Below are 14,494 nucleotides of genomic sequence, written 5' to 3' on the forward strand. Positions count from 1 at the left end.
TATGAAATACAAGTTATTATCAGCCCTGCCGGGCCTCATCTTACCTCTGGCACACAGTAACGCTACCGGGCAAAAACAGCCCGAACGGCCAAACATTCTCTGCATCGTTTGCGAAGATATCAGTCCTTACCTGGGATGTTATGGCGACGCTGTAGCCGTTACCCCCAACCTGGATAATTTCTCACGCGAGAGTATACGCTACACGGGTATGTACACCACGATCGGAGTCTCTTCTCCAAGTCGTGCAGCACTTATTACCGGGATGTATCCAACCTCCATTGGTGCCAACAATATGCGTACAGCACAAAACAAGTCGAAACCGGCCGGCATACATCCATACGATGTAGTACTTCCGGCAGGTATCAAATGCTATACGGAACAGATGCGTGCCGCAGGTTACTTCTGCACTAATAACTCAAAAACAGATTATCAGTTTGCCGCTCCTCTAACCGCCTGGGATGAACAAGGAGATCGGGCACATTGGAAACATGCTCCCGAAGGAATGCCCTTCTTCTCCATCTTCAATCTCAATGTGACACATGAGTTTCAGGTAATGAAACGTGCAGACCAGCCTTTGAGTGTTCAGCCGGAAGATATCATTCTTCCTCCCTATTATCCGGACGATCCTGTTGTACGCAAAGACATGGCCATTCTTTATAGCAATATCACCGAAATGGACCGTCAGTTTCAGATACTGGTAGACGAGCTTAAAGCATCGGGTAAACTGGACAATACAATTATCATATGGTACTCAGACAACGGTGGCCCCATGCCCAGACAAAAAAGAGAACTATATGAATCAGGGGCACTTGTGCCGTTTATGATACGTTTTCCCGACGGATACAAAGCGGGGACGGTAGACCAGGGGTTGCACATGTTTGTTGATATCCCTGCAACAATCCTTTCACTGGCCGGACTACCTGTACCTGAATATATGCACGGTCGTGCTTTTTTAGGTCAATACAAGCAGAAACCGCGTAAGTATGTTTATGGTGCGCGCGACCGCCTCGATACTTTCTATGAAAAACAAGGCTGTGTACGTGATGAGCGCTATCGTTATATACGCAACTATCGTACTGAACAACCCGACTATCTACCCATCATCTCCCGCGCCGCTATGCCTATGATGGCCCGTATGGCAGAGCTCCATGAAGCCGGAAAACTAAATGCCGATCAGGAGAAATGGTTCAAATATCCTCGTCCCGAAATAGAATTCTATGACGTACAAGCTGATCCGCATGAACTAAACAATCTGGCGGATGACCCTAAATATAAGAAAAAGATAAAAGAACTGAGTGATGAATTTGACCGTTGGATATCAACTTATAATAAGATGTGGAAATACACCGAACCGGAACTCATTGAAATGTTTCGCCCGGGAGGGGTACAACCTGTAGTAGCCCGCCCTGAAGTAAAGATAGAAAACGGAACGGCTACCCTGACTTGCAGTACCGAAGGAGCTTCCATTGCTTACCAGATAAACGGTCGCGGATTGAACGAACATCACTGGTTCCTCTACACAGGTCCGTTCAACGTAAATCCGGGAGATAAAATTTCGGCTATTGGTGTACGTGCCGGATACAAAGACAGCTCTATACAAGCCGAAGCCGATGAGCTACTTACCGAATGGGTGGAAACACTCCTTACCTATCAAGTCAGCCACAAAAATGCCTCATTGAACGGAGGCCTTCTTTGTCCGGCCTGTGCCCGCGTACATGGGCGCTGTGGTGATGCTGTGTTACCTTTAATGTATATTGCCGAGAAAACGTGTAATGAGAAATATGTAACAGCAGCCAAAAACCTGATGCACTGGATGGGCAACGTTCATCAACCGGATGGTTCATGGATGAATGACGTGAACGTGTCGGACTGGAACGGAACAACCGTATTCGCTGCCATCGCTCTTTATGAAGCATTGCATCATCACGGCCATTTACTGGACGACTCGACCCGCAATGCCTGGCGTGAACAACTCTTGCAGGCCGGAGAATTTATCTATGGTGATAAATTCATCTACAGCCGTCGTCGTGAAGGGATGCGCAATATGAATGTAAACTACTCCGCCTCGGCAATCTATGCCCTCTTTGCTATTGGCACAGAATTCAACCGGCAGGACTTCATCGCCCGTGCCCGCGAAACGGCCGGAGATTTAAAAGCCTTCTTCACCACCAATGAATATTTCCTTTTTGGTGAAGGTCCCGAAATAAAGAACAAAACACGCAATGGTTGCCTCCCGGTAGACCTTCTATATAATGTAGAAGAGTCACTTCCCAATATGGTTTACTATGCCCGTATGGCAGATGATAAGGAGCTAATGGCACTCCTGGAAAAATCAATGGATACCCATCTTGAATTTATGCTCCCCGACGGAGCATGGGACAACAGTTGGGGAACCCGCAGCTTTAAATGGACGTATTGGGGAGGACGTACCAGTGACGGTTTCATGGGAGGATACTATACACTTGCCGACCGACATCCGGAATATGCAGAAGCCATACACCGCAACATCGCCTTACTGAAAAAGGCAACCCACAACGGACTATTACATGGAGGTATGAATTATCACGACTGCGGTGTAGAAGCCTGCATTCATCATACCTTCGGACATGCCAAAGCACTGGCTTCTTTTCTCAACCAACCGGTAGTTACTCCGGCCCCCGTTCTACTCCCACGAGATAAGACTTATGGAGTGAAACGTTTCAAGGATATCAACACCTGGCTGGTGAGCGAAGGCGAATGGCGGGCTACCGTCACCGGATTCGATTCGGAGTACAAAGTGAAAGGGACACATCCGATGGGAGGAGTTCTTTCTATGTTATGGAACAAACAGATCGGGCCGGTATTTGCCGCCACCATGAATCTCTACACGCTGATCGAAGCTCCTAATATGCAGGCCTATACACAGCCACACCGTATGGCTGGCAGCCCTCGTATAGAATTAATTGAAAATGGAACGATGTATAGTAACCTCGACGATCTGGACACCAAAATAACTTATCAGAAAAAGGGGAACGCCCATCAGTTTCATATTGTAACACATCTGGTAGATAGCAAACAACAATTTTCTTCTGCCGGAAAAGAAGCTGTGGAGATTGATTATATCTTCCAGGAGAAAGAGATCGGCATTCACTGCTCTATCCCGGAACCACTAAGAAAAGCCGGTGTGCAACTAACGCTGCCCATCATTGCCGCGCCGCAGGAAAAAGAAAATATAACCGAACATTCTGTTCAAGTAAATAAGGAAGGAGGAGTTTTAGTACTCAATAGCCCGCAAACGCTTACAATCGCTCCAACAGATGAAAACGGACGTATTTTCAACCCTGTCCCCGGATTTTGTTTTATCCCTGTGATTGTACAACCCAATGAAAAAGGGGAAGTAGAAATAAGTATCCGTATTACAGCACCTTAAAAATCCCTACTTATGCGAATCAGTTCACCACAGAGTAGCACAGAATTCCACAGAGTACTATTTATCTGATAAAACGCGGATTAACACAGATAAATGCAGATTAAAAGACTGTAGCTCTTTATCATACATTTGTTTCCCTTTGCGAAAATCTGCGTTCATTTGCGTTTCAATAAAGATTTAAACTCTGTGGAACTCCGTGTTACTCTGTGGTGAAATAGATTCATATCCATATAAGAACAAAGATTATGGCCCTATCCTTTCGGTAGCGGAAGTGCCCCTAAACGGCATCGCCACCGTTGCCCGGTGTTGTACTTTGTCTTTCTCAGAAAGGAACGTTCCTTTCCCCGGTGCAGGGCCGACGCATTAAATAATTTACTATTGCATATGTACTTTTCTTATTGTTATTTAATTGAATATTAATTATTTAGTATTATTTTATTTCGTTTATATTTCGTATATTTACATGGTAATATTAAACAGTAATTGACATGAAAATAGGTATAATTGACATTTGTAAGCAAATAGAGGACCCTCGGATGGATCGTAAAAAGTTACATAAAATGGAAACGATCATATATGTATCCATTGCTGCTGTCATCTGTGGTGCTCAGTCTTGGAATGAGATTGAAGAATTTGGCCATGCTAAATTCGATTTTTTTAAAAGTAGAATACCCGATTTAGAAGTTATCCCCAGCCATGATACTTTTAATCGTTTCTTCAGCATTATAAAACCATCCTATTTTGAGTTGATTTTCCGCAATTGGGTGAAACAAGTGTGTCAGGAGATTAAAGGTGTTGTAGCCATCGATGGAAAACTAATGCGTGGTCCTAGCAAATGTAATGATGAACATACTACCGGCAAAGAAGGCTTTAAGCTCTGGATGGTTTCAGCATGGTCTGCAGCTAACGGTATTTCTCTGGGTCAGGTAAAAGTGGATGATAAAAGTAATGAAATCACAGCTGTTCCTCTGCTAATCCATGCCTTGGATCTGGATGATTGTATCGTCACTATTGATGCCATGGGCTGTCAGTTGGAAATAACAAAAGCCATTATTGAACGGAATTCAAACTATATAATAGCTTTAAAGAAAAATCAAAAGAGCAGTTATGAATTAGCCAAGAAAATAATTGATGGGTATGAAAACAGAAATGTGATTCTCAATAGGGTTACCCGGCATACCAGCGAAAGTACAGGACATGGCAGGCTTGAAACAAGAGTCTGTACTGTAGTCAGTTATGGTCCGGTCATGGAGCCGATGTTTAAGGACAAATTTGCGGGATTGAGGTCAATAGTGGGCATGAAATCCGAAAGGATAATTTTGGCAACGGGGGAACGTACTGAAGAAACGAGGTATTATATAACTTCACTTGAAAATACTAACCCGGAGGAAATAGCCAATGCCATTAGGCAGCATTGGTCCATTGAAAACAATCTGCATTGGCAACTGGATGTTACCTTCAGGGAAGACTACAGCAAGAAAGTGCAGAATGCAGCAAGAAATTTCTCGGCAGTTACAAAAATGGCGCTCACCATTTTGAAGAATGATAAAGTCACAAAAGGAAGCATGAATCTCAAAAGGCTGAAAGCAGGATGGGATGAAAAATACCTGTCAACACTTTTACAGGACAGCGCATTTTAATGCGTCGGCCCTGTTCCCCGGTGAGCAGTCTTGTTTTACATGTACATGTTTCACTGCACCACATGCACATGTCGTACTGCACCACATGCACATGTCGTACCGCTTTACATGTACATCTAAAACAACGCTACACACCGAGGCTTCCTACGTTACTCTACGAGATAGGGCTTTATCGATACCGGAGAGATAAATAGATGGTAATGGCAGACAACATTTAGCGTAAAACTGATTAATAATAAATCAGCTCACCGCAAAGGACATAGAGACGAAGCAACTAATCGAATAACTCTTTCAGCACATCTAAAGATTTCAATAGCGGAAAATCGGGTAAGTGCAACCGATAATACTCATTAATAATTGTGAGGCAACGTGCCCGTTCTGTACGGTTCATACCGAAAATATGCATCGTATCATAATTCATTCGCATCAAACCAATAAGACGGAATGCCTCCTGCGGACCAATATACGACGAATGCAACTGCGGACGAAGCGAGGTAAAACAAGCATTCAACATATCAAAATAATCCCCTTCATGATAATCCTCCAAATTGGGATATAACCCCAAAAAGCGGGAAAGACGCATTAAAAACACCAAATGGAAATTGGCAAAACTCTCCCGGCATTCATCCAGCCAGGTAATGGAGTGAATCAGATAAGCAAACAACGGACGGTTTTCCGCTTCTTCACGAATGGCACGGTAAAGAAATTCCGCCAGAAAAAGAGCGATAGCTGACTTATATGGATCGTAAGGTATTGAAGAGAAAGGAAAAAAGGATTTTGCCTCTTTTATCTTATAAAGAGTAGTATTGGGTCGGAAATCTGCCTCAAACTCTATCAAAGAAAGTGGTTGAAACAATACGGACTTTACTGCCGCTTTTCTCGAACGTGGTACCGAAACTAAAAAAGAGGCGCGCCCCAACAACTCAGTATACATCTCAACAATATTAGATGTATCATTATATTTCAGTGTATGAAGAACTATCCCAACCGTTTTTTGTAACATTTCTCTTCTAATTCTAATTCAACACAAAACTACAAAAAAAAGCGGAATGTTAGTAGTTCATCTTCTACTACCTAAAAAAAAGAATATCTATATGACATTTTTTTTGCTGCATTATTTTATTGATAATCAGAAGAAAATCAGGTATAATACAAGATACAGGGTAACTTCTTATAAAAAAAATCTTGCGAAATATTTGCTAATTCAAAAAAAGTATCTACCTTTGCATCCGCAATCGAGAAACAAACACTCGAAAAGCAAAAGAAACGGAAACGCTTCAAAGAAATGATGGCCCGTTCGTCTATCGGTTAGGACGCAAGATTTTCATTCTTGAAAGGGGGGTTCGACTCCCCCACGGGCTACAATTAAAAAAATAAACGAATTAAAACAGATTAGTCGAGATGGCAAATCACAAATCATCACTAAAGAGAATCAGACAAGAAGAAACAAGAAGACTTCATAACAGATATTATGGTAAAACCATGAGAAACGCTGTTAGAAAACTTCGTTCGACTACTGACAAAGCAGAAGCAACTGCTATGTATCCAGGCATCACAAAATTGCTTGATAAGTTGGCTAAAGTGAATATTATTCACAAGAACAAAGCTAACAACTTGAAGTCTAAATTGGCTATCTACATTAATAAGCTTGCTTAATATAAGAAATTAGCACTACTTCATACAACACAGAGACTGGACTTTTTAGTTCGGTCTTTTGTGCGTTAGGATCCATCTAATCAGATAAACCTTCTTCTTTTTCACTACTTATCAGTATTCTTGTTTTTTCACCCTTTATTCTTCCTCAATCCATTTTTTTTTGCTATTTTTGCTCTGTTATTATAACTTAGAAAGGCAATTATGAGCGAAGACTTATTCTCCCAAGTTCCCCAGGACAACGGATCGTATTCAGCCGACAGCATTCAGGTTCTAGAAGGTCTGGAAGCTGTGCGCAAGCGCCCCGCGATGTACATCGGCGACATCAGTGTAAAGGGACTTCATCACTTGGTATATGAAATCGTTGATAACTCTATCGACGAAGCGTTGGCAGGTTATTGCGACCACATTGAAGTCACAATCAACGAAGATAATTCAGTTACCGTACAGGACAATGGACGTGGTATTCCTGTAGACTTCCACGAAAAAGAACAGAAATCAGCACTTGAAGTAGCGATGACGGTACTTCATGCAGGTGGTAAATTCGACAAAGGTTCGTACAAAGTTTCAGGTGGTCTGCATGGTGTAGGTATGTCTTGCGTGAACGCGCTGTCTGCCCACATGATCAGTCAGGTTTACCGTAATGGTAAAATCTACCAGCAGGAGTATGAAATAGGAAAACCGCTTTATCCCGTAAAGGAAGTAGGCGAGTCGGAACATACCGGAACAAAACAACAATTCTGGCCGGATGCTACCATCTTCACAGAAACGGTTTACAAGTATGAAATTCTTGCCGGACGTATGCGCGAACTTGCTTACCTGAATGCAGGTATCAGAATTACATTGACAGATCGCCGTGTAGTTAATGATGAAGGCAAATTCAAACAAGAAGTATTCTATTCAGAAGAAGGCTTAAAGGAGTTTGTTCGTTATCTGGAATCCTCACGTGATCACCTGATTAATGATGTGATCTATCTGGACACGGAGAAGCAGGGTATCCCCATTGAACTGGCTATCATGTATAATACCGGATTCTCTGAAAACGTCCACTCTTATGTAAATAATATTAATACAATAGAAGGTGGTACACACCTGGCCGGTTTCCGTCGTGCACTGACGCGTACGCTGAAGAAATATGCCGAAGACAGCAAAATGCTGGAAAAGGTAAAGGTAGAAATCTCCGGTGATGACTTCCGCGAAGGTTTGACTGCTGTTATTTCTGTTAAAGTGGCTGAACCACAGTTTGAAGGACAGACCAAAACGAAATTGGGTAACAACGAAGTAATGGGAGCTGTAGACCAAGCAGTAGGTGAAGCATTGGCTTATTATCTGGAAGAACATCCGAAAGAAGCCAAGCTGATCGTTGACAAGGTGGTACTTGCTGCAACAGCTCGTCACGCTGCCCGTAAAGCACGTGAAATGGTACAACGTAAATCTCCGATGTCCGGTGGCGGACTTCCGGGTAAACTGGCTGACTGTTCGGACAAAGATCCACAAAAATGTGAATTATTCCTCGTTGAGGGAGATTCAGCAGGTGGTACAGCCAAACAGGGTCGTAACCGTGCATTCCAGGCTATCCTACCCTTACGTGGTAAGATTTTGAATGTAGAGAAAGCAATGTACCACAAAGCGCTTGAAAGCGAAGAAATCCGTAATATATATACAGCATTAGGTGTTACTATCGGAACAGAAGAAGATAGCAAGGCTGCCAACATTGACAAGTTGCGCTATCATAAGATTATCATTATGACCGATGCCGATGTCGATGGTTCTCACATCGACACACTGATCATGACATTCTTCTTCCGTTATATGCCACAGATTATCCAGAATGGTTATCTGTACATCGCTACGCCTCCGCTCTATCTGTGTAAGAAAGGTAAAGTAGAAGAATATTGCTGGACAGATGCGCAACGCCAGAAGTTTATCGATACCTATGGCGGTGGTTCGGAAAACGCGGTTCATACACAACGCTATAAAGGTTTGGGTGAAATGAACGCCCAGCAATTGTGGGAAACAACGATGGACCCGGAAAACCGTATGCTAAAACAAGTAAATATTGAAAACGCAGCAGAAGCTGATTTCATCTTCTCCATGTTAATGGGTGAAGACGTAGGACCGCGCCGCGAATTCATTGAAGAAAATGCAACGTATGCAAATATCGATGCATAATACGTAATTATATCACCAACCTCACATCTTACAACGAAGAAGCGCCGGTAAACAAAGGAAAATCCTTTGTACCGGCGCTTTTCTTTTTAAAAAGAAAGGCTGGAATACTACCTTGTTCCAATCAAATAAAACGTTGTTTCTTTAATTCTTCTGCAGTAACCTCTAACTCTCTATACCACTCTTCTCCGAATTTACGAATAAGTGGTTCTTTCAGAAATTTATATACCGGTACATCTTCTTTCTTGCCCAATAGCACAGCTGCCTTACAAATATCCCAACGGCTGTAATTAACAGCTTTATAAGGACCATAATCGCCCACACGAATAGGATAGAGATGACAAGACACAGGTTTGTAAAAATTCACTTTCCCTTCGCGGTAAGCTTTTTCAATGGCACAATAGCAGTAGCCTTTTTCATCGTAGCAAGTAAATACACAATCCTTATTATTTACAATAGAAGTCACAATATCTCCCTCTTGGTCAGTATACACCACTCCTTGTTTGTCAATAACGGCACGAGCCTCCGGAGAAAGTTCCTCCCAAATCACAGGAAGCACCTCTTCCAGCTTCGCAATCTCATCGAGTTCAACCGGAGCACCGGCATCTCCTTCGATGCAACATTCACCTTTACAAGCCTTCAGGTTGCAAATGAATTTTTCGCGAAACACATCTAAACTTACTACAACATCTCCTATTTGAATCATTCACTCAATCTATTAAAAGCAGAAACGCATTGAATACACCTTGTACCCTTATAAACATTTCATTCGTGTTTGCAAAGCTACAAGACGCATGCAGTGCGTCTCTACCATAAATTATATATTACTTAATCAGTACATTACCATTCATTTCCGCCGGTGCTTCAAGTCCCATAATCTTCAGGATTGTAGGAGCAACATCAGCAAGACGTCCATTCTCTACTTTAGCATCCTTATTTTCTGTAACATACACACAAGGAACCGGATTCAGGGAGTGTGCTGTATTCGGAGTACCATCTTCATTCAAAGCGTGATCGGCATTACCATGATCGGCAATAATGATAGCTTCATAGCCCTGCGCCTTAGCTGCTTCAACTGTTTCTTTTACACAAGCATCTACGGCAACAACCGCTTTCTCAATTGCATCATAAATACCGGTATGTCCTACCATATCGCCATTGGCATAGTTCACAACGATAAAATCATATTTATTCTCGTTGATGGCAGCCACCAGTTTATCTTTCACTTCGTAAGCACTCATCTCCGGCTTCAAGTCATAAGTAGCTACTTTGGGAGACGGAACCAAGATACGGTCTTCATTATTATATGGAGTTTCACGTCCACCGTTAAAGAAGAATGTTACATGTGCATATTTCTCTGTTTCAGCAATATGAAGCTGTTGCAAACCTTTGGCAGCCAGATATTCACCTAAAGTATTCATCACATTTTCTTTATCGAATAAGATATGAACACCTTTAAAAGAAGCATCATATGGAGTCATACAATAATACTGCAACCCCGGAATAGTATGCATACCTGCTTCCGGCATATCCTGCTGAGTCAGTACTACAGTCAGCTCTTTCGCGCGGTCATTACGATAATTAAAGAAGATAACAACATCGCCTTCTTTAATTGTACCGTCAACGTTCGCATTAACAATCGGTTTTATAAATTCGTCAGTAATACCTTCATCATAAGACTGCTGCATTGCCTGAACCATATCTGTAGCTTTTGTACCAATGCCATTTACCAGCAAATCATATGCTTCTTTCACACGCTCCCAACGTTTATCGCGATCCATTGCATAATAGCGACCAATGATAGAAGCAATCTTGCCGGCTGATTTTGCACAATGCGCTTCCAATTGTTCGATAAATCCTTTACCGCTCTTCGGGTCTGTATCACGACCATCCATGAAACAATGAATGTATGTATTCTCAACACCATATTCTTTGGATATATCACAAAGCTTGTACAGATGATCCAATGAACTGTGTACACCACCATCAGAAGTCAATCCCATGAAATGAATATTCTTTCCGTTTTCTTTAGCATAAGTAAAAGCAGAAACAATTTCGGGGTTCTTCATGATGCTGTTATCACGACATGCCAGATTGATTTTTACCAAATCCTGATAAACGACACGTCCGGCACCAATATTAAGGTGTCCTACTTCTGAGTTACCCATCTGTCCATCGGGCAAACCCACGTTCTCACCACTTGCCTGAAGCTGAGAATGAGGATACGTTTTTAGCAAATAATCCCAATAAGGAGTGGGAGTATTAAAAATTACGTCATCTTTTCCGTGGTCGCCTATTCCCCAACCATCAAGGATCATTAAAAGGGCTTTCTTACTCATAATATTTAAAATTAATTAATTGGCTTTCTTTAATTCGGGTGCAAAGGTACGAAAAAGATTATTTTAATCACAAAAAAGGAGAATAAGGTGCACTCTTATAAGAAATATTCCGTACTTTTGCCCCGCTTTTAAAAATATTAAGAATATAAATATGGACGATTCAAACCCGCGAACGTGCAACAGTATTAACTAAAAGCGAACAGAGCCATACAAGCGTCATGATGCCTCTGTTCGGATTAAAAACAAACGAAAGGAGGCAATAAGATGAGAAAATATCTTTATTGTGAGGCTGGCTTTGTGGAAAAATCACAATGGCTACCCAATAGCTGGGTGAATGTAGTATGCCCCGATGCAAATGATTTTGAGTTTCTGACTCAGGAATTACAAGTCCCAGAATCTTTTTTGAATGATATTGCCGATACCGACGAACGCCCTCGTACAGATACGGAGGGAAATTGGTTATTGACTATTCTTCGCATACCCGTACAAAGTAATCAGAACGCCATCCCATTCAGTACCGTCCCCATTGGTATCATTACCAACAATGAAATCATTGTTTCCGTATGTTATCACAACACGGAATTACTACCGGATTTTATTGAACATACCCGCCGTAAAGGGATCATAGTACGCAATAAATTAGACTTGATTTTACGGCTTATCTATTCATCGGCAGTATGGTTTCTGAAATACCTGAAACAAATTAATATTGACATCACCGCAGCAGAAAAAGAGCTGGAAAAAAGTATCCGCAACGAAGATCTCCTGCGCCTGATGAAATTACAAAAAACACTCGTTTACTTCAACACCTCTATTCGTGGTAATGAGGTGATGATAGGTAAGCTGAAAAGTATTTTTCAAGATACCGACTATCTGGACCAGGAATTAGTGGAAGATGTTATAATCGAATTAAAACAAGCATTCAATACCGTGAATATCTATAGTGATATCCTTACGGGAACCATGGACGCATTTGCCTCTATCATTTCCAACAATGTGAATGCGATCATGAAACGCATGACAAGCCTGTCTATTACATTGATGATACCTACACTGATTGCCAGTTTCTATGGAATGAATGTAGATATACACATTGATGAAGTGCCACATGCTTTTGCATTAATCGTATTATCCTCAGTAGTGCTTTCTGCAATGGCGTTCATCATATTCAGAAAGATTAAATGGTTCTAAAGAAGGGGAAGGAAAAAAGGAGAGTAGAGAAGGGAGAAGTACTATGCAGCGTGACAGGGCAACAACTTTCAACTTTTCATTAAATAACTTTCTTCATTTTCAATTTTCAATTAAATCAGGTCCAAACAGACATAAAGAATGCTTAAGTGGTTTAAATAGCTGCTTAAGTGTTCTTTTTGTTGTAAAACAAAGAATATCTGCAAGATGCATTTCTTACACAAAGTTTGTGCCGTTTGATTTATTTGTTTATTTTTGCAAAAAGTACTACTATCGTGTTAAAAAGGAATGCATTATGAAGAAAAAACACTTAAAACTCGGCTCATGTGCCCTCATGGCCTCATTACTCACGCTATCCTCTTGTGTGGATAACGATTATGATCTTACTAAAGACATCGACTTAACCATTCAGGTGGGTGGAAGCGAATTCGCTATTCCCGGAGGAGAGACTGAGCCGATAAAGTTGAGTAAGATACTGGATATTGAAGAAGATGGCGTTGTAAAGATCGACAATGAAGGCAATTATTATCTGCTACAGGAAGGATCGGAAAGTAACACAAACATCTCAGTAAATGGCTTTCAGGTAGAAGCCCCCAATATCACCCCGATAAGACCAGAATTAAACTTTACCATACCGCCTCTGACCGGTCTTCCTCCAACTGATATCTCAGCACCACTTCCAATAGAGAGTACAAATTTCGAATTGAAGGGTGAAAACCTTCCGACAGATATCACAAGCCTCTCTTCTATCGATATGGATATGGAAGCTGTGATTCGCTTTTCTATACCGGCAACAATCATCAGTAAACTCACTTTAAAGAGTGTTGAACTGAGCTTCCCGAAGTTTATCAAATCACCGAAACTCACAAATGGAGTATTACACCTGACAGGAGAAGAAGCTACTGCCGCAAATGGACTGACAATTACAATTCCCGTTGACGGAATTAACTGTAATAATCAAGAAGGGGTCACGTTTATCAAAGGCGATGAATATTCTCAACTTCTGATGAAAGGAACTATCTCTCTGGAAGGAGAAGTCAGTATCAATACCGGCGATGTACAACAAGGAGTTGAAGGCCCTGTTAGTATCAATCTGACAGTGGAAATCACACTACAGGACAAACAGTCCAAACAACCTATTATCAGCATAAAGTCAGTTACAGGTATTGTACAACCAAAGATAGATATCAACATTGATCCGGTTACTCTGTCCGGGTTGCCCGACTTTCTGGATGATGAAAAAGTAACCTTGTCTGTACAGAATCCAATGGTATTCTTCACAGCTAAGAACAATACCCCGGTTGCAGCAAACGTAAATGGTATAATCACTTCTTTCATAAACAAGGGTAGTGAAGAAATACCGGTAGGAGATCCTAATAAGCCTGTAACATTCAGCTTCAAACTGAACAAAGAAGAAGATCAGAAATTCTGTCTTTCACCGTTAGCACCTACAAATATGGAAGGAATAACCCATGTGGCAGTGCCCAATTTGCCTACACTTATCAACAAGATTCCTGACATATTTAAGTTCGACGTAAAAACCAACGCTACTACTGACGAAACTACTGTCGAATTAGGGCGTACTTACAATATTACTACCGATTATGACGTGAACGTACCTTTCGTATTTGGTAAAAACATCACAACGATTGTTTACAAAGACAGTGTAGACGGTTGGTATGATGACTTGAAAGACTATGAAATACAACAGGTAAACGCTACCGCTACTGCTTTCAACACAATCCCGTTAGGATTGAACCTCACAGCTAAGGCACTGACAGTAGATAATCAAGGAAAAGCCGAAGAACTGAAAGGTGTAGCTGTCACAGTAATAGTTGATGGTAAAAAAGACGGTACCATCAAAGCCGGTAAGGACAATATAGCCGTTGAAAGTACATTAGTCATTGAAATAAAAGAAACTACTTCCGGAGCTGTCAAGAGACTGGACGGACTTGCTTTCGAAATCGTAGCAGCATCAGCAGAAGGTGCCGAGGGACAACAACTGAACGAAAACCAAACGTTGCAATTGAAGAATGTACGACTGAAAGTACCCAATGGTGTAATTATAGATTTGAACTAATTTAGATGTATCAAAA

At 41.5% G+C, this 14,494-nt stretch carries 9 protein-coding genes and 1 tRNA gene; 7 read left to right on the top strand and 3 right to left on the bottom strand.

What is annotated here, in order from left to right:
* Nucleotide 1: 1 nt before the first annotated feature.
* Together VCM39_RS20770 and VCM39_RS20775 are read left to right on the top strand one after the other, a co-directional pair.
* Nucleotides 2–3,409: a sulfatase-like hydrolase/transferase gene (locus tag VCM39_RS20770; protein ID WP_322933873.1), complete on the top strand. Its 3,408-nt coding sequence runs from the start codon at nt 2–4 to the stop codon at nt 3,407–3,409.
* 488 nt (nt 3,410–3,897) lie between these two features.
* A complete protein-coding gene (locus VCM39_RS20775; RefSeq protein ID WP_007482973.1) occupies nt 3,898–5,049 on the top strand; it encodes an ISAs1 family transposase in 1,152 nt (383 codons plus the stop codon).
* Between the two features lie 274 nt (nt 5,050–5,323).
* Here the strand turns inward: VCM39_RS20775 and recO are convergent, their stop codons facing one another.
* Nucleotides 5,324–6,052, bottom strand: coding sequence for a DNA repair protein RecO (gene recO, locus VCM39_RS20780; RefSeq protein WP_221650666.1), 729 nt, complete (start codon nt 6,050–6,052; stop codon nt 5,324–5,326).
* Nucleotides 6,053–6,339: 287 nt separating this feature from the next.
* On the opposite strand from recO, the gene VCM39_RS20785 reads away from it, so the two are divergent.
* From VCM39_RS20785 to gyrB, 3 genes are all read left to right on the top strand, one after another.
* A tRNA-Glu gene (locus VCM39_RS20785) sits at nt 6,340–6,411 on the top strand.
* 39 nt (nt 6,412–6,450) lie between these two features.
* Nucleotides 6,451–6,705: a 30S ribosomal protein S20 gene (rpsT, locus tag VCM39_RS20790; RefSeq protein WP_221650667.1), complete on the top strand. Its 255-nt coding sequence runs from the start codon at nt 6,451–6,453 to the stop codon at nt 6,703–6,705.
* Nucleotides 6,706–6,906: 201 nt separating this feature from the next.
* Nucleotides 6,907–8,874 carry a DNA topoisomerase (ATP-hydrolyzing) subunit B gene (gyrB, locus tag VCM39_RS20795; protein WP_221650668.1) on the top strand — a complete coding sequence of 656 codons (1,968 nt, stop codon included), beginning with the start codon at nt 6,907–6,909 and terminating at the stop codon, nt 8,872–8,874.
* Between the two features lie 121 nt (nt 8,875–8,995).
* Here gyrB and VCM39_RS20800 read toward each other — a convergent pair whose 3' ends face one another.
* Nucleotides 8,996–9,577: a DUF3109 family protein gene (locus VCM39_RS20800; protein WP_221650669.1), complete on the bottom strand. Its 582-nt coding sequence runs from the start codon at nt 9,575–9,577 to the stop codon at nt 8,996–8,998.
* 118 nt (nt 9,578–9,695) lie between these two features.
* Entirely contained in the window at nt 9,696–11,210 is a 1,515-nt protein-coding gene (gene gpmI / locus VCM39_RS20805) for a 2,3-bisphosphoglycerate-independent phosphoglycerate mutase (protein ID WP_221650670.1), read from the bottom strand.
* 264 nt (nt 11,211–11,474) lie between these two features.
* Here gpmI and VCM39_RS20810 point away from each other — a divergent pair, with 264 nt between their 5' ends.
* Complete coding sequence (locus VCM39_RS20810) at nt 11,475–12,401, top strand: magnesium transporter CorA family protein (protein ID WP_221650671.1); 927 nt, start codon at nt 11,475–11,477, stop codon at nt 12,399–12,401.
* Between the two features lie 292 nt (nt 12,402–12,693).
* Complete coding sequence (locus VCM39_RS20815; protein WP_322933330.1) at nt 12,694–14,478, top strand: hypothetical protein; 1,785 nt, start codon at nt 12,694–12,696, stop codon at nt 14,476–14,478.
* The last annotated feature ends 16 nt before the right edge of the window (nt 14,479–14,494 follow it).

It is taken from the genome of Bacteroides mucinivorans, assembly GCF_034654355.2.
Lineage (GTDB): Bacteria > Bacteroidota > Bacteroidia > Bacteroidales > Bacteroidaceae > Bacteroides > Bacteroides nordii.

What these genes read in the sequence shown, in the direction of transcription:
- VCM39_RS20770 (WP_322933873.1), top strand. Translation starts at nt 2, where the DNA reads ATGAAATACAAGTTATTATCAGCCCTGCCGGGCCTCATCTTACCTCTG.
- VCM39_RS20775 (WP_007482973.1), top strand. Translation starts at nt 3,898, where the DNA reads ATGAAAATAGGTATAATTGACATTTGTAAGCAAATAGAGGACCCTCGG.
- recO (WP_221650666.1), bottom strand. Translation starts at nt 6,052, where the DNA reads ATGTTACAAAAAACGGTTGGGATAGTTCTTCATACACTGAAATATAAT.
- rpsT (WP_221650667.1), top strand. Translation starts at nt 6,451, where the DNA reads ATGGCAAATCACAAATCATCACTAAAGAGAATCAGACAAGAAGAAACA.
- gyrB (WP_221650668.1), top strand. Translation starts at nt 6,907, where the DNA reads ATGAGCGAAGACTTATTCTCCCAAGTTCCCCAGGACAACGGATCGTAT.
- VCM39_RS20800 (WP_221650669.1), bottom strand. Translation starts at nt 9,577, where the DNA reads ATGATTCAAATAGGAGATGTTGTAGTAAGTTTAGATGTGTTTCGCGAA.
- gpmI (WP_221650670.1), bottom strand. Translation starts at nt 11,210, where the DNA reads ATGAGTAAGAAAGCCCTTTTAATGATCCTTGATGGTTGGGGAATAGGC.
- VCM39_RS20810 (WP_221650671.1), top strand. Translation starts at nt 11,475, where the DNA reads ATGAGAAAATATCTTTATTGTGAGGCTGGCTTTGTGGAAAAATCACAA.
- VCM39_RS20815 (WP_322933330.1), top strand. Translation starts at nt 12,694, where the DNA reads ATGAAGAAAAAACACTTAAAACTCGGCTCATGTGCCCTCATGGCCTCA.